The organism is Candidatus Poribacteria bacterium, from assembly GCA_028820845.1.
In the GTDB taxonomy this organism is placed as follows: domain Bacteria; phylum Poribacteria; class WGA-4E; order WGA-4E; family WGA-3G; genus WGA-3G.
Genome location: JAPPII010000046.1, coordinates 20,768 through 36,822 on the forward strand (window position 1 = coordinate 20,768; position 16,055 = coordinate 36,822).

At 47.4% G+C, this 16,055-nt stretch carries 13 protein-coding genes and 1 riboswitch; of the genes, 6 read left to right on the top strand and 7 right to left on the bottom strand.

Annotated elements, in window-relative coordinates:
* Positions 1 to 84: 84 nt before the first annotated feature.
* Both OXN25_10475 and OXN25_10480 read right to left on the bottom strand, forming a co-directional pair.
* Positions 85 to 1,713 (bottom strand): AAA-like domain-containing protein, encoded by a 1,629-nt coding sequence (locus tag OXN25_10475; GenBank protein MDE0425284.1) that lies wholly within the window; start codon positions 1,711 to 1,713, stop codon positions 85 to 87.
* Positions 1,714 to 1,952: 239 nt separating this feature from the next.
* Complete coding sequence (locus OXN25_10480; protein MDE0425285.1) at positions 1,953 to 2,681, bottom strand: LamG domain-containing protein; 729 nt, start codon at positions 2,679 to 2,681, stop codon at positions 1,953 to 1,955.
* A 238-nt stretch (positions 2,682 to 2,919) separates the two neighbouring features.
* Here OXN25_10480 and OXN25_10485 point away from each other — a divergent pair, with 238 nt between their 5' ends.
* Positions 2,920 to 3,159 (top strand): hypothetical protein, encoded by a 240-nt coding sequence (locus OXN25_10485; protein MDE0425286.1) that lies wholly within the window; start codon positions 2,920 to 2,922, stop codon positions 3,157 to 3,159.
* A gap of 560 nt (positions 3,160 to 3,719) precedes the next feature.
* On the opposite strand, the gene OXN25_10490 is transcribed toward OXN25_10485, so the two are convergent.
* The 3 genes from OXN25_10490 to OXN25_10500 are packed head-to-tail and all read right to left on the bottom strand — an operon-like array spanning position 3,720 to position 8,822.
* On the bottom strand, positions 3,720 to 5,405 hold the full coding sequence (locus tag OXN25_10490; protein MDE0425287.1) for a PQQ-binding-like beta-propeller repeat protein: 1,686 nt from the start codon (positions 5,403 to 5,405) through the stop codon (positions 3,720 to 3,722).
* Between the two features lie 32 nt (positions 5,406 to 5,437).
* Positions 5,438 to 7,423, bottom strand: coding sequence for a hypothetical protein (locus OXN25_10495; GenBank protein ID MDE0425288.1), 1,986 nt, complete (start codon positions 7,421 to 7,423; stop codon positions 5,438 to 5,440).
* 58 nt (positions 7,424 to 7,481) lie between these two features.
* Positions 7,482 to 8,822, bottom strand: coding sequence for a dockerin type I domain-containing protein (locus tag OXN25_10500; protein ID MDE0425289.1), 1,341 nt, complete (start codon positions 8,820 to 8,822; stop codon positions 7,482 to 7,484).
* A 212-nt stretch (positions 8,823 to 9,034) separates the two neighbouring features.
* A riboswitch (cobalamin riboswitch) is annotated at positions 9,035 to 9,224 on the bottom strand.
* Positions 9,225 to 9,609: 385 nt separating this feature from the next.
* On the opposite strand from OXN25_10500, the gene hisI reads away from it, so the two are divergent.
* From hisI to OXN25_10525, 5 genes are all read left to right on the top strand, one after another.
* Positions 9,610 to 9,990 carry a phosphoribosyl-AMP cyclohydrolase gene (gene hisI / locus OXN25_10505; protein ID MDE0425290.1) on the top strand — a complete coding sequence of 127 codons (381 nt, stop codon included), beginning with the start codon at positions 9,610 to 9,612 and terminating at the stop codon, positions 9,988 to 9,990.
* Between the two features lie 449 nt (positions 9,991 to 10,439).
* A complete protein-coding gene (gene trpE, locus OXN25_10510; protein MDE0425291.1) occupies positions 10,440 to 11,942 on the top strand; it encodes an anthranilate synthase component I in 1,503 nt (500 codons plus the stop codon).
* A gap of 71 nt (positions 11,943 to 12,013) precedes the next feature.
* Positions 12,014 to 12,577 carry an aminodeoxychorismate/anthranilate synthase component II gene (locus OXN25_10515; GenBank protein ID MDE0425292.1) on the top strand — a complete coding sequence of 188 codons (564 nt, stop codon included), beginning with the start codon at positions 12,014 to 12,016 and terminating at the stop codon, positions 12,575 to 12,577.
* A gap of 15 nt (positions 12,578 to 12,592) precedes the next feature.
* Positions 12,593 to 13,360 carry an adenine nucleotide alpha hydrolase gene (locus tag OXN25_10520; protein ID MDE0425293.1) on the top strand — a complete coding sequence of 256 codons (768 nt, stop codon included), beginning with the start codon at positions 12,593 to 12,595 and terminating at the stop codon, positions 13,358 to 13,360.
* 15 nt (positions 13,361 to 13,375) lie between these two features.
* Complete coding sequence (locus tag OXN25_10525) at positions 13,376 to 14,023, top strand: hypothetical protein (protein ID MDE0425294.1); 648 nt, start codon at positions 13,376 to 13,378, stop codon at positions 14,021 to 14,023.
* Positions 14,024 to 14,027: 4 nt separating this feature from the next.
* Here OXN25_10525 and panB read toward each other — a convergent pair whose 3' ends face one another.
* Entirely contained in the window at positions 14,028 to 14,858 is an 831-nt protein-coding gene (panB, locus tag OXN25_10530) for a 3-methyl-2-oxobutanoate hydroxymethyltransferase (GenBank protein MDE0425295.1), read from the bottom strand.
* A 167-nt stretch (positions 14,859 to 15,025) separates the two neighbouring features.
* Entirely contained in the window at positions 15,026 to 15,901 is an 876-nt protein-coding gene (gene sucD, locus OXN25_10535; GenBank protein MDE0425296.1) for a succinate--CoA ligase subunit alpha, read from the bottom strand.
* Between the last annotated feature and the right edge of the window lie 154 nt (positions 15,902 to 16,055).

Here is a 16,055-nt window from a genome sequence, read left to right on the forward strand (position 1 = left end):
TTGGGATGTGGACTTCAATCCAGCAGTGGGGCAGAAATTCAGAAAATCCGGCATGCTATGGTGTTGAGTGTCAATGGCATCTCATCAAACCACACTAGCAGCAACAGACGGAGCTTCTTGCAAGACAGGTATAATGTAGCTGCAGATGGTGTGTCCATCAACAGTATCGGTTTCAAAGCGTGGTTCTGAACTTTGACGATAGTCGAAAACCACATAGTAACCCTCCATTTCGCCTTCAAGTTTGAGATATGCAGCGAGTTGCTGTTTTCCTACCTGATATGCCCTTTCGTTTCGCCAGACTTTCGTCTCAACGATGTACTTCCGTCCACTATGCCCAATAATAAGGTCGGCTCTGCCTCTGCCGGTTGGGACCTCTAAGTGCATCGCGGCTCCGACAATTTTGACGAATTCATCCAGATAGGTAAAGAGTAAGTATTGCCCGACGAATTCTTGAGGTGTGTCGGGGACTTGTAGGATTCTGAACCCAGCACGTGCGATAAAGTTCTTGAAATTTTCCAGCAGCGTGCGTATCTGAATGTGTCCTTCCGGTGTAAGATATTCCGTAAAGTCCATCGGGCCGTCTTCGGCGAAGTATTCATCTTCAAGTCCATTGATGAGCGGTTGGAACGCTTGGAGAACGCGGTGCAGATAGATAGGGTTTAATATTTGACAAATACCCTTTTCGTCAGCACCGATGATGCCGTAAGTCGCAAGCTCGCTGATGATTTCGTTGTCCAGATTAAAGCGTCTACTTTCCCCATAAAATGCAATGCGCATGAGCATTTTTTCAAAGCGCAGATCTTTGCGGATATTGGTAATTAGATGTTCGATGTTTGTGTTACGTTCAGTGAGTAGCTGGGCGTGTGCTTTTGAGAAGTCGGACATCTGAATCGTCTCGGATTTTGGGATGTCAAGCTCTTCTGTGAGAATCTGCGCCAGTCTATTGACGAGGAAAGGTTGTCCGGCGGTCTGTTTATGGAGTGTTTCAATGACTTCCGGTGCAAAGGGTTGTCCGACTGCCTCGGTATATTGGGCCAGGAGTTCTCGCACTTGTGCCAGCGTGAAGTTTGGGAGCGTGAATTCATCTTGTATATTAAAAGGGGATATGGAGCGATCATAGTTAAGTTGTGTAATACTCCTCACACCGACGATACCAACACTGTAGGGGCATCGGGTATCCAAGGGTTCATGGTAAATCTGACGGAGTGTATAAAGAAAGTTACTCAACTCTGTTTGCGGTATTCCATCAAACTCGTCAATAATAAGAACGAGTTTCGGCGTAGGGGCGTGCGTGTCCAGGGGTCTGAGGACACTCGGAAGTGCTTCAAAGAACTCTAACATCGAAACATGGTTTGTCAGGTGGGCATCTTTTAAAAAGTCGCGGAGTGCTGTAGGAGGTAGAATCTCGCGTTTTTGGAAGACACCTTCAATTGCGATGCAGCTTCTTTTATAAAGGTAGTCGTAAAACTCAGCAGTGGAGAGATTTTTGCAAATCTGGAAGTTAAGTTGTAGAGGAAAATAGTCCCTTTCTGTTTCTGTAAGTGTGTGAATAGCTTCTTGGAAGAAAGTTGTCTTGCCTGTCTGTCGTGGGGCGAAAAGCACGATGTAGCGGCCAAGTTTGATACGTTTTACGAAATCATTGCGTTCTTTTGTTCGTTGAACGACGTAATTATCTTTTTTGTTGACGGGCCCGTGTGTTCCGAAGTGTCTCATTTTTTCTCCTCCTCTCCTTGTGTTTGCATTATACGCGCGCAGCGTTTCTGAGTCAAGGTGTGGCTGCGACGGGTACGCCCGCGAAACCACACCTACTCTTTTGGAGACAGGTTGTGTACGGAACCCGGCGTGTGCCTACTACTTCATCTTAAGCGCACCCCATGTTGTCGTCAGTTTGCCTGCAATATCCACAGTCAGAATATCCTTCGCGTTCATGACTGTCACGACCTCAGCCTCCGTCAACGCCCGATCGTATACCGCCAACTCGTCAAGCAAGCCTTTGTAGAGGTTAGCACCCCCATTGGTATCAGGTCTGCCCCGATTTCAATATTATTATCGTTCCAGACCATCACGGGACCGTTATTTGGGACATCTTTCTCGCCCTCAAGTTTACCGTCAACGTAAATCTGAATTTTCTCACCGTCGAAAGTACCGACGACGTGATACCAGTTCTTTGGTTTTAAACCTAAATTAGGCAGTGAAAGCGTTGTATCGACATCGGCACCATTAAACGGGCCCATCTTCTTCTGACCAGAATTGATATACCAATATATGCCTTCACCACTACCAAGTCCAAATTCCACGTTATCGTCACTTGTCCCTGATTTGTCATAGAAGATGTTGCCATAGACGTGTCCGTCGCCGAGAGCAGTGTTTGATATTTCGAACGGATGTATCCAGACAGCGACAGTGAGATGCTCTACATAAAGTTCACTCTGACCCCCCGGATCAATTATCAACGCCGGTCCCTCTGAGAATTCAATCGCCGTTCCAACCTTACCTTTGACGAATTTTACACTGTCGTGAAGTTCTGCTTCAAACCCCTTCGGACCGACATCTTTAACAACGTCGCCTTTCCCTTCGTTGAACGGCATATAGAAGTGTAGACCTTTTGTTACTTGTGCAGTTGCATTGATGGTTACAACACAAAGCGCAAAAATCGCGAAAGTCCAAAAATATTTTTTCATTTTCTCACTCCTTTTCTATTTCTTAGTGCTATTTGCACCGCATCCGTTTCAAAGTTGCTGGAAATTTCACCATAAATATCACCATTTTAATAGCAATATAGACATGCGTCAAGCGGAAACAGGAATCCTTTTTGGGATTTTATCTGAAACCGATTTCGTGAATCTGACGTTTTATACTGTCATACATGTCTACATGTTTGCATGTGCACATGTGTATATGCACGGAGGCATAAACGATATGAAAACAGTAGCAATTTTATCAGACAAAGGCGGAGTTGCCGTTGGGAGTACATCGAAACCGACTGCCGCGGTACCGCCATCCCGTCAAGGGAAAAAGATGATTTCTGGTCATTTTGACAAGGATGTACATCGGCAGTTGAAAATGCTCGCGCTTGAGAAAGACACGAGTATTCAAAGTTTGTTGGGTGAAGCATTGAATGCGCTGTTTGAGCGGAACAACAAACCGCCGATAGCGTGAAATACCGGGAGGGTATCATGATTTCCAACGCGGATTGGAGAATTTTAGAAAGAACAAACCGGATGCTGGCGTTGAGTTGGGAGGCACTTAGACGCGCACGGGCAACTAAGGATAATCACACCATCAAAATGGCTGAAATGAACTACTTTCAGGCATTGCAAAGTGTGCTTGTCTCTACACAAAACGCGGTTTCTCAATATACAAGGTCCCAGTAAAGTAGTAAGCGCGATTTCTGAATTGTGCTATTGAAGCACTGCTGTTTCTGCTGAGCATTTCACGGTTTCCTTTTCTTCTGAATTGATTTTTCTTTTATTTTAACGTGATAAGGGGAACAACGTGATTGTTGTTCCCTTTTACTTTTTGTTCTTAATAGAAAATCGCGATTCAGATGATAGAAGAACGCCCCAATCCTGTCCATCCTAAAATCTTGCAAATCCTGATTCAGACAGTCAACCTTTCTTTGGCACAGTAGCTTATCGGGCTTGGATAGTAGTCCACGCGTGGGTCCTATCTATTCTGAATTTCGGTGCTGGGTGTCCTGCTTCTGCTAAGAATAGAAATCAATACAACACATGCACCCGATTCTTCCCGCGCACTGTCTCATCTGGCATCGCAATCGGGGCCTCAACAATAACGATGAGCGCACCATCTGCACTAATCGCGAGCGTATCATAAGGCAGCTGCCCCTCTGTGCGGTAGGTGTATAAATATTTTGATAAGCCACTGCCTTCGGCTGTTAGGTCGAACATTGATACGCCGTGGAGGCTCTCATTCGGATCCTGCGTACGCTTAGAAACAGATAACAGCGCATAGCGGTCCTTCGCGTCAATACGTAAACCTTGCGGCATATTCTCAAGTTGCCACTGCCAGATTTTTTCACCCGTCCACGAATACGCGAACAGGGTCATCGCATTTGGGTGTGCTCCCGCAGGGCGTTGCGCGCCTTTTCGGAGATGGTACGGAATATATGTGTCACCAGTGACAAAAAGTGCCGCTGCGTCCGTCGCATCGATTGTGCCAGAGGTTGCTACGATAGGAATACCACTCACCTCCAGTGGAGTCGTTAGGTTCTCACTCCATACCGGTTCTGGATTATTCACGTCAAAGATGAAGGCGCGTCCGTCGTCTGTTGTTACGTTGATAAACTTACCATCAGGAGAGACGCTAACTCCACGCCAAAACGTGACCTGTGAGAAATAGGGGGTCAACGGTTCAATAGCTGCCTGCCACTTTTCTGTGCCGTCTTTCGCGTTGAGAACGACGAGTTTGCCACTTCCATCAGTCGTGTTTCCTTGTAAATTATGTCCTGCATCTGTTACGAGTGCGAGTGTTTCTCCATCAGCACTCACGTCAAACCAGCGTATTATCCTTGATACCGCGCTGTCCTGGGGCCATTTCCAAGTAACGTTTCCCGTTTTACTATCGAACCTATAGAGTTGGGACTTCTTACGAGGTGTATCGTTTTCTGCCCACGAATGCACACCGGCAACCAGAAGGTCGTCGTTCGCCAGCGTTTGCATACAAGACTGACCGGGGTAGCTGACCCATGCGTAGACACTCCCCGGATCGCTCGGCACGGAAGTCTCTATATCGTCGGCTGTACGGTATTTCCAGCGAAGTGTCGGCATATCGTTTGTTAGATTGTAGCAGTAAATGAATCCTTCTGATGCCTGTTCCCCGACGTAGAGCAGCGCGTTGTCAGGACTAAATGCCACCCGTCGCACGTAGCCTTCAGAGATACGGGTCTTCCAAAGCGTTTCACCCGTGATGGGTTGAAGAATCGCGAGGTGTCCACTATCTGTCGCAACCGCCAATTTTTCTGTATTGGGCATGTTTCCGGACCCTAAGGCGATGGCTGTTGGCTTTGCGAGGTGACGGAGGTTTTCCATCAATGACAAGAGTCCATCTAATTCAACGGTCCGAATGAGATAAGGTTCAGGCTTTAGCGGTGAAGTTGCTGTTATTTCGGTATCGTTCAGACGAAATTGATAATTTTGGTTGGGCTGCCACGCAAATTGAAGCAAAACCCGGTTCGCATCGAGCCATTGAATTGTGGACACCTTAGAGGTGTTCGCTGTTCTGATAGATATTGTTATATCATTGATTTCGCCTTCAATACCGTTTCTGTGTTGAGTTTCGAGTACTACGCCTGTCCGTACCCAAGTGATGCCCATATCGGCTGTCACAATACCAATGGGTGAAATTATCAGCAGACAGAATAGCGCAAAAAATTGAATTCGTTTCATTGTCGTGTTCCTTTCTATGAGGGAGTGATAGTTTAGTCCGCGACACGCCAGAGGCCTCGCCCTAATCTCGCACCGAGGAGTACGCCGATAAACGTATAGACGAATCCTTCTATCAGAATTCGGAGAAGGATATACCAATCGGCATAAAAAAGCCGATAGAGCAGTATAGAGAGTTGGAAATCGACATAGACAGCAATCGCATCACAGAGACCTAACACAACTGCCCATACGAACAGACTACGGCTTCGCACAAATAGAAAGCCGGTTTCCAGTAGGAGGACGCTTGTGCCGGTATAAACAATCGCCATCGGTGTAAACAGTCCGAACGCCACACCACCGAGAAGTAAGCGGACCGCGGAGACAAGCAAGATGACACCACTCCCTTTATTCTGTGGCTTCAGGGCATCGTGCTCCGAATTTTCAGGGTCTCCACTAATATAAATTAACAATGCCGTCAGCAGAGCATAATAGAGTGTCTCGTTTACCAAGCCCGTCAGCAGTACGGAAATCGGTCCGAGAAGTGCGCTGATTAAGTTAAGGAATAGCGTTGATGGGACCGTCACCGCCACAAAAACCGTTGTGCCAAATAGCGCGATAACAATGAGTTGCTTCGTCGTGAAACCGGCGAACAGTTGTTTGTGCAACTTTAGGACAACTGCCAATCCGATCGTACTACTGATGATTGCCAAAAGGCTAACAAGCAGTGCCTGTTGATTTGGAACAATCAGATGGAGGGGATGTTCTTCGCGTAAGATTGTTGCATCGCTTCCCCAGACCTTCACCGCAATATTCCGCGTATATTCGCCAGGAATCGCCTGCTCTATCTTACCCTCTTTTAGATACCTCGGATGAAAGTAGATAGGTAAGGGAATTTCCGTAACTTCACCACCGGGTAGACTCGCGAAAGCGACGCTCTGATTCGTACCACCATTCGCTGTCTCTGGTGGTGTGAGAAAAGGGACAACTTCGCCGGTCTTTATATCTCTATTGATTGATGACACAGCCACATGGATAGTCTCTTCACTCTGATTGCGGAGGCGGATGGTCTGAAAGGTTGTCGGCTCAAATGGATTCGTCTGCGAGGTGTCAAGCCAACTGAACAGTGGACGCGGGTAGTAGATGGTATCCGCCCGCTGCTTGGCGTCTACTGCGCCTGTTGCATCTGTAGGCATCTCGATTAATGCTATTGAGAGGTATTCAGTCATCTCGGAGACAGTTGCCGTTCGCAACTGTACCCTTGTCTGTTGTTCCCACGTTTGCCCTCTATCTGTTGTGAAGCGGACAACTCCCGATACTTCTTCCCTGTCTGAGTTAGTTGTTGTGGAGGTCTTCAGCACCAGTTCACGATACCAGACCTCCGATGCGACGCGAAATCTACCAGTGGTCGAGAGACAGGTTTCTGCATCAGTTGTTTCAGCCTGCCAGCCTGTTGGCAGATGTACAACAGTTAGTGTTGATGGGAGACAAATTTCAAGGTCAAAGGTCGCTGGTATCTTTCCATTTCTAACGAGGATTGTGGCTGTCATTTCGCTGTCGTGTAGGACGAGAGCGACTTGGTTGTTACTTGATGTGTTTTCTGCCGCTATCTGCATTCCAACACCGTAAGGGATGGCGATTTCTAAGCTACCTTGTGTGTACGTCCGCGGCGCAGTTACCGTTTGGACATCCACATCGCCTGCTGTCAAGGTCGCTTCAAACCTATAGGTTTCCCCTTCACGCCATTCAAAATAGAGTGGTTCTGTCTGACGGGGGGGCGTGGGAAAATTGAGCTGCGCGACTCTCGCACCGTCGGCGTTAAAGGCATTCAGGCGTTGAACGGGTGCTTCTGCGCTTAATTGTACCTTTGCCCCCAATGAAAAGAACGTCACTTTCCATGAGAACGGTCCCTCTTTAGGGGCTGAGGCACAACTGAACAAGAAAACAAGGAGCGGCAAATAGTAGGCAGCCTTGGATAAGAAGTCTGAACTATGATTTATGAGATTGGTAGATGGTCCGTGATTAGATACTTTTTTAATCATAGCAAATCTTAAAATCATAAGAATCCTGGTTCAGACTTCTACTGAGAACTGATAACCATTAAAGTCCTTGTCCTATCAGCACTAAGTCAAGGACATTAACGACTTGGTCGCCATTGACATCGGCAATTATGCCAGGACCTTGGTCGCCCAAAAACCTGCTCGCGATTGTTAAGTCTTCCGCATTGACGAACCCGTCATTGTTGACATCTTCGCGACGCGGCATAATCGTTGCAAACCCCAAATTATTGGCACCGGGTCCAACGCGGTAGGTTTGTAGGAGAGACGCATCCATGACATCCATGACGCGAACGAAATCCTGTCCACCGCCCGACCAATCGGGCTGGGTGATATAGAGACTTCCATCTGGCGCGAAGGTCAGTCCCCCACTGATAGAGGCATCTGCATCGTTGCTGAAGTTGGCGATCACGTCATCTTCGTCCCGAATCCACGCTTGTGCCGCAACATCGTAGACGAGCAGGCCCGGGTTTTGCCAACTCCCTTGGAGAAACAGCTGCTTTTGTGAGTTGAGGGCGACGGAGCCAGGCGTGAAGCCGAGTTTGACTGTTTCGATGATCTCATCAGTCGTTGTGTCAATCAGAACGAGATGTCCCGAAATATCATTATAATTGCCCGTTGTTTTGAGAATAACAGTGGATTCGCCATCGTTAACGATTGTACTTGCGTTTGTCGGCACTGGGATGGATTTCAATATAATATCAGTCTCTGTATCAATCACTGTCACACTGCTATCGTAATAGGTCGTTTTTCGTTCAACTGGATCCCACTCCCATGCCGGATTCGAGACATAAGCTTTGCCGTTGAGAAGTGTGATGCCCGTCGGTTTGTTAAAGGAGCCGGTGAGAACCTTCGTTACGTTGCGATTCGGAATGTCGATGACATGCACCTCATGCGTTGCTGCACAGGTAACGTACATCTTCTGTTCATTGATAAGAGCGATCTGCTGAGGTGTCGCGCCATCTCGAATTGGGATTTCGCCAACAATTTCTCGGTCTTCCAAGTTGATAATAAAGATACTGTCACCGAAGCTTGCAGCACCCGTAACGGGTAAGTTAAAAGTAGGGATATAAGCGAGATGCCCGTGAATGGAAATGCCGACGGCTCGCCTCCGATTAAGCGGCTCAGTGCTAAAACGGAGTATCTCGTTATCAACAGCCCGTCTTTCATTCGATTCCATCAGATTAATGAGTGAGAGTGAAGCGGTGATACCTAAGTCGGGGTGTGTGAGGGCGTTTATAACCACTGCCAGTTCTTGGACTTCTGTTTGTCCAAAAGCGGGGGTAACGAGAAGTGTGAAGAGTATCGCACCGATGAGTAGGAACGAGTGTAAATTGTGCGAATGGCACGAAAAATGCCGCCGAGTCAAAAAAACTTTGTTCATTAGAACCTCCGTAATGAAACAAAAAACCCCTGCCTTCATAGCCTTTTTGTAGCAAGTGCTAACTTGCAAACGGCTCGAAAAGCAGAGGAGGCGACATTTTGTGTGAGTCTTATCCTGTCGTTTCGTGCAAGGATTTTATACCTTTATGGGTATTTCTATGTTCTGACAGGATATTGCTGCGCGCTGTTCCACTGCTTTCCCGCGAAAACAGATGTGTGAAACACGATTCAGGCAGGTCTCCTGACTTCCGATCTTGCGCCCGCTGAACCTTCCCATCAATGCGTTGACAGTGGTTTCTACAGCGGATATTTACGATCGTTCACAGTGGCGGGGCCGTGGCGGATTCTCACCGCACTTCCCTATTCTCCGGCTCTCTCCGGCACCTAAATCGTCAGCTTATTCAATTGTAATGCATATATTGTATCACGTTGTGCTGTTTTTTGCAAATATTTTTTTAATTAAAAAATTTGACAACGCGAAGTAGATATGTTATTATTAATGTTAGTCTTTGAAACGTTCCACAAACGAAAGCGGGTATTTACCAGTTATTAATCTATCTGCAAAGAACGATAAACATGACACTTGTCCGTTCACACTCCAGTTTGCATAGCGTATCCAACCATTGGCATTGGTGGCGTTCCAACTGCTTATCGGGGAGTGTGCGCTTAAACAGATAAATACACTAAAAATAGAAAATCGCCTTTTTTCATTTTTAAATCTTGTTGAAGCCTTATGCATACCAATCCCGGAAGCGTAAGGTTTTTTGTTTTTAAGGAGGAGAATCCGAATGAAAATTCTATCGGAACTTAAATATGACCGCGACGGTTTAGTCGCTGCAGTCATTCAAGATGACACGAACAACGAAATTTTAATGGTAGGCTATATGAACACGGAAGCCATAAAAGAGACATTAACGAGTGGACGTGTCTGCTTCTGGAGCCGTTCCCGCCAGAAACTCTGGATAAAGGGGGAGACTTCAGGGCATACGCAGACGGTTAAGTCTATCGCAGTCGATTGTGATGGCGATGCCTTGCTCATTAAAGTTGAGCAGAAGGTAGCAGCGTGTCATGTTGGCTATCGTTCCTGCTTCTTTCGAGAAGTTTCCCCCGACGGAGAGTCAACGCGTGTGGTAGGTGAAAAGATTTTCGATGCAGATGCTGTCTATTAGTGCTTTGTCCACCTTGAATTTAAGGATTAGTTTGTAGTAGTGCGATTTATCGCACGTTTCAGTTCAACGACGGGCAATAAATTGCCCTACTACAAACGGAAGCGGACACCCTTAATTTGAAACTGGATAAAGCACCAGTCTCCTATGTTCTACTAATTTTCGTATCTTAGCATTTGCTCAGAAATTGTTTGATTCAGTTTACCCCGTACAGGTCAAAACAGAATAGCACTGTCCATCGTAAACACTGTTTTCAACTGCTGTTCTTATGCTTATTAGGACTTACGCACTCCCCTGGTAGGTGCGGTTTCCAACCGCACCGAACCCTGTTAGAAAGTGCCTTCACCATATCAAAATAGGCGTTCTGACCCAATTTTGCGTAAGTCCTGCTTATGATGTTTGGTACTGTATAAGAAAAACTTTGATGTTACAGATATGAGAAAGGAGTTATGATGTATCATCCAACGTTGGAAGACTTTCGCGAGGCAGCGAAATCAGGGAACACAATACCAGTATACCGATCGATTTTAGCGGATATGGAGACACCGGTATCTGCTTTTTACAAGTTGATGCCAGATAATTATATGTTCTTGCTCGAAAGCGTTGAAGGCGGTGAAAATGTTGCGCGCTATTCATTTCTGGGAAGTCAGCCATCAGTGCTTTTCCGGAGCAAAGGCCATCAGGTTACTATTGAGGACTTGACGACGGGTGAAACGGTATCACAAGAATATGAAGACCCGTTAGGGGCACTTGAGGAGATGATGCGGAATTATAACCCTGTCCATATTGAGGGCTTACCGCAATTCCACGGCGGGGCGGTCGGTTATATGAGTTACGACATGGTGCGTTTCGTAGAGGAGTTACCTGATAGCACTGAAGATGATCTGCAAATTCCGGATTGCTTTTTCATGATTGCCGAGACGATTCTGATATTCGATCATGTGAACCATCAGATTAGGGTGGTAGTGAACGCACATATTGACGGAGATGTGGACACGGCTTATGCGAATGCAGTTGCGAAAATTGACGCTTTGGTTAAAAAACTCACGGCTGTTCCAGAAACACGTCTGGACGTGAACAAAGATGAGCCATCAGAGCCGCAAGAGGAGGTCTTATCAGAGCCGCAGTCGAATTTCACGAAGCCTGCTTATGAGGATATGGTGCGACGCGCCAAAGAATACATAGCAGCAGGGGACATCATCCAAGCTGTATGTTCGCAGCGGCTGAGTTGTCCGGTATCCGTAGACCCATTTGAGGTTTACCGAGCTTTGAGAGTCGTCAACCCCTCGCCATATATGTATTATCTGAAATTTGATAGTTTTAACATCGTGGGTGCATCACCAGAGATGATGGTCCGTGTAGAAGACGGCATCGTCCAGACGGTTCCAATCGCTGGCACACGTCCGCGTGGCGCGACGCCAGAAGAAGACCAAGCGTTAGGACAGGAACTTCTCACGGATCCGAAAGAACGTGCGGAGCACGTCATGCTCGTGGATTTAGGACGCAACGACCTTGGACGTGTATGCGAGTATCATAGCGTTGAGGTGACCGACCTTATGATCGTCGAACGTTTTTCACATGTGATGCACATCGTTTCACGCGTCGTTGGCCGCCTGCGCGAGAATATGACGGCTTTTGATGTCCTTCGCTCGTGTCTACCTGCGGGTACGCTCTCTGGTGCCCCCAAGGTACGCGCGATGGAAATCATCGACGAACTTGAATCGACGCGACGCGCCACATACGGCGGCGCAGTCGGTTACTTCAGTTTCTCTGGCAGTGCTGACACAGCGATTACGATCCGAACTGCCCTCATTAAAGATGGCATCGCTTACGTACAAGCTGGGGGTGGGATCGTCGCGGATTCGGTACCTGAAACCGAGTATTATGAAACCCTAAATAAGGCATGGGCAATGTTCACGGCTATTGATTTGGCGGAGCAAGGGCTCTTGTTGTGAAAGACTTGGATGGAAGGCTGGAAGACAGGAAGGACGGGTGCCCAATCTTCCATTCCATTAAGGAGCAAAAAATGGTTTTAATGATTGATAACTACGACTCCTTTACCTATAATCTCGTTCAGTATCTCGGCGAGCTCGGGGCTGAACTGGAGATTCATCGGAGTCGAAAGATAGGATTGGAAGCATTAGATGCCCTGCAGCCGGAACGAATTGTCATTTCACCTGGGCCTTGCACGCCGAAAGAGGCAGGCATATCTAATGACGTTATAAAGCACTTCGCTGGAAAAGTGCCGATTTTGGGTGTCTGCCTTGGGCATCAGTGCATCGGTGATGTGTTCGGCGGTGAGGTGGTGCGTGCGGATCGATTGATGCACGGCAAAACCTCCATGATAGTCCACAACGGTGCTGAGCTTTTTGAAGGCTTGGATAATCCATTTGAGGCGACACGCTACCATTCGCTTATCGTCCGAAAGGAAACACTGCCGGAATGTTTTGAGATTACGGCGTGGACAGACCAAGACGAGATCATGGGGCTTCGGCATAAAACTTTACCTATCTGGGGTGTGCAGTTTCATCCGGAGTCAATTTTGACGGCTGCTGGAAAGAGCCTATTGGCAAACTTTTTGGCACTATAACATAGAGGTTTAATAATGGCAAAACAAACGAGCAAGAAAACACCCGTGCCGGTTTTGGTCTCTTGGTCTTCAGGTAAAGATTCCGCTTGGGCATTGCATACGCTACGGCAACAACCGGAACACTATGACGTGCGCGGTATCTTTACGACTGTTACGAAAACATTTGACCGGGTGTCTATTCACTCTACACCCGCATGGGTGTTGAAACAGCAATCTGAAAAGCTTGGCGTACCCTTGTACGAGATACCGATTCCCTATCCTTGTTCTAATGCTATCTACGAGGAAGCGATGCGGAAATTTCTTGCTGAGGTGGAAGCGTTACCTGAGCATTTGAGGGCATCACATTTCGCATTTGGGGATCTGTTCCTTGAGGACATTCGGGAGTATCGCGAGGATAAGCTCAGCGGAACGGGTTTCACACCGATTTTTCCAGTGTGGAAAGAGGACACAACGGCGCTTGCCCAGAAGATGATCGCATCCGGCTTGCGCGCCATTGTTACGGCACTTAATCCTACCAAAGTTCCCGCTGACTTTGCGGGACGATGGTTTGATGCTAACCTCCTTGCAGATATGCCTGATGGCGTAGATCCGCTCGGCGAAAACGGTGAATTCCATACCTGTGTTGTTGATGGACCGATGTTTAGTTCGCCTGTTGCTGCTAAACCCGGTAGAGTTGTCCAGAGAGACATTGTTTCTACTAAGGACAACGACGACAAAATTCACACAAGGAGCAACACGTCGCCGACCTATATCTATGCTGATGTCGTGCCGTTGGATGCGTAATCTTTGGGCTGTCTCATGAAGAAAAAGAAAGCTGTTGTATTATGGACGGGTGGAAAAGATTCCGCCCTCGCCTTTCAAGTCTCCTTAAATCTTTACGATATAAGGAGACTTGTCTGTTTTGTCCCAGCAGACAATCGGCAGTTCTACGCCCATCCGACGCAACTCATGGAACTGCAAGCACGGAAAATCGGGATCCCAATTGAATTCATGCCGATCTCTGAACCTTATGCGTCGAGTTATCGTCAACAAATTGAGAAGATTAGAGATAGTGACATTGAGGTGTTAATTACGGGCGACATTTCGACTGTTGGTGGGATGCCGAATTGGATTGATGGTGTTGCGGCTGGCGTGGCGGGGGTCTATAAGCCGTTGTGGGAGTTGGAGCGAGAGGCGATATTGGATGAGTTGGTCTCTAAAGAATTTAAAGTCATCTGCTCTTTGGCTTACAAGAAGTATTTTCAGTCTACTATTGCGGGTAGATATTTAGATTTGGAACTCATTTCAGAACTGAAGCAGTTACCGATTGACCCCTGCGGAGAGCAAGGCGAATACCACACGTGGGTGTTAGATGCACCGTTTTTTAGGGAATCTATCCGGTTGGAAGGCACACAGGTCGTTGAGGCGGTCGAATATTACTACCTCACTTACGAAAAGGCGATATGAAGCATTAACGTTCCGATTTCAGCCACTTCTGCACCCGTACGAGTTTGTCCGCGGGGATATGGGAGACATTCGCATCTGTGGGGAATGTACCGTTTGTTACCTCTTCTCGATACCTGCAGATTGCTTCAAAAGTCAGGCGATTGTAATCCTGGTAGCGTTTGGCGTGTTTGAAAGGCGGACCTATCCCTAATATATCGTTAATGACGAGTACCTGTCCGTCGCAGAACCGTCCAGCCCCGATACCAATGGTGGGAATGTTGAGGGTCTCGGTGATGATTTGGCTGACCTCTTCGGTGATTTTCTCAAGGACGATGAGTTTCGCGCCAGCGTCTGCAAGTGCTGATGCCGTTTCGATGAGACGTTTCGCTTTTGAAAACGTTTTGCCGTGTGTCGTTGCTTTAGTGCCATGAATCTGTGGGTTATGTCCGATGTGCGCGCAAGCCTCTATGCCGTGTTCGGTGAGAGCTGCAACAATGGGTGCCTTTTCTATACCACCTTCTAATTTGACACCATCTGCGCCGTCGGATAAGAAGAGATTCGCATTGGCAAGAGCCTGTTTCACGTCCCTGTCGGCGGCGTAAGGCATATCAACGAGGAGGTAAGCGTCTGTCACACCACGGTGTACTGCTTTGAGGTGGTGTCGCATATCTGCCATCGTCACTTCTACCTCACTGCTATATCCAAGGATATTGGTGCCGAGGCTGTCTCCGACAAAGACGATGTCGATCCCTGCCGCGTCTTGCAAACGAGCGGTCGGGTAATCGTAGCAGGTTAGCACAGTAATCGGTTGCTGCTCCCGTTTTTTGGTGTGTAAGTAAGCAATATCTTTCTTCATCTTTTAAATTATTAACTCTGGGCACTGCTCCAAATGTAAAGCTAAGACAAATTGTTTGCTAATCGCTCACAATTTCATTTCGCAGTGGTTTTCGGTGAATTCCAACGGGGTTTCTGAATTTCAGCCCCAGCGGGACGATATGTTTATAGGAGAACGATGCCCAGATTTTAATAGCTTAAAATATCTGCTACAGTTTCCCCAATGACATCAAGGCTATCCGCCACAGCGATGCCAGCGTCTTTGAGTGCCCGAATTTTATCCGCAGCCGTGCCTTGTCCACCAGAGATGATTGCCCCCGCATGCCCCATCCGTTTTCCCGGTGGCGCAGTTTGCCCAGCGACGAAACCAACCACCGGTTTTGTCATTTCGTTTTTCACGAACAGTGCTGCCTTTTCCTCAGCCGTACCGCCGATTTCGCCGATGAGAACAACGGCATCCGTGTCATCATCCGCTTCAAAAAGTTTAAGGACATCAACGAAGTTAGTCCCAATGACTGGATCCCCACCGATACCGACACAAGTAGACTGACCGATGCCGAGACATTTCAGTTGATAAGCAGCTTCGTAAGTTAGGGTTCCACTACGGGAGACGATACCGACATTGCCGGGAGTATAGGCAAATTCAGGCATCACACCGATTTTGCATTCGCCGGGTGTAATGACACCGGGACAGTTCGGACCGATTAACCGTGTTGGTTTTCCGTGAAGGTACGCCTTCGCCCTAACCATATCAAGAACGGGGATATGTTCGGAAATACAAACAATCAGTTCAACGCCAGCCTCGGCAGCTTCCATGATGGAATCCGCAGCGTTGAAGCGTGCGGGGACGAAAACCATTGATGTATCTGCCCCCGTTGCTGCAACGCCTTCTGCTACAGTGTCGTATACCGGAATACCGTTCACATCCGACCCGCCCCTACCGGGAACTGAACCGGCGACAATTTGGGTGCCGTAAGCTGCGCACTGCTCCGTGTGAAAACGCCCGGAACGACCGGTAATGCCTTGCACAATCACTTTTGTATTTTTGTTAACAAGTATGCTCATATTTTATGGTTATTGGTTTTTAGTTATTGGTTGTCAGTTAAAGAGGTCTTTGACTTAATTCAGACTGCCTTTCCTTTTAACAGATAACTGAAAGGTTTGTGTAGGTAGTGTTTACATTGTGTAAGTTATTGACATTTTTGTTAGGTTTTGGTAG

Coding starts and splice junctions, on each gene's coding strand:
- OXN25_10495 (MDE0425288.1), bottom strand. CDS start 7,423: ATGATTAAAAAAGTATCTAATCACGGACCATCTACCAATCTCATAAAT.
- trpE (MDE0425291.1), top strand. CDS start 10,440: ATGTATCATCCAACGTTGGAAGACTTTCGCGAGGCAGCGAAATCAGGG.
- OXN25_10475 (MDE0425284.1), bottom strand. CDS start 1,713: ATGAGACACTTCGGAACACACGGGCCCGTCAACAAAAAAGATAATTAC.
- OXN25_10525 (MDE0425294.1), top strand. CDS start 13,376: ATGAAGAAAAAGAAAGCTGTTGTATTATGGACGGGTGGAAAAGATTCC.
- hisI (MDE0425290.1), top strand. CDS start 9,610: ATGAAAATTCTATCGGAACTTAAATATGACCGCGACGGTTTAGTCGCT.
- sucD (MDE0425296.1), bottom strand. CDS start 15,901: ATGAGCATACTTGTTAACAAAAATACAAAAGTGATTGTGCAAGGCATT.
- OXN25_10500 (MDE0425289.1), bottom strand. CDS start 8,822: ATGAACAAAGTTTTTTTGACTCGGCGGCATTTTTCGTGCCATTCGCAC.
- panB (MDE0425295.1), bottom strand. CDS start 14,858: ATGAAGAAAGATATTGCTTACTTACACACCAAAAAACGGGAGCAGCAA.
- OXN25_10485 (MDE0425286.1), top strand. CDS start 2,920: ATGAAAACAGTAGCAATTTTATCAGACAAAGGCGGAGTTGCCGTTGGG.
- OXN25_10480 (MDE0425285.1), bottom strand. CDS start 2,681: ATGAAAAAATATTTTTGGACTTTCGCGATTTTTGCGCTTTGTGTTGTA.
- OXN25_10490 (MDE0425287.1), bottom strand. CDS start 5,405: ATGAAACGAATTCAATTTTTTGCGCTATTCTGTCTGCTGATAATTTCA.
- OXN25_10515 (MDE0425292.1), top strand. CDS start 12,014: ATGGTTTTAATGATTGATAACTACGACTCCTTTACCTATAATCTCGTT.
- OXN25_10520 (MDE0425293.1), top strand. CDS start 12,593: ATGGCAAAACAAACGAGCAAGAAAACACCCGTGCCGGTTTTGGTCTCT.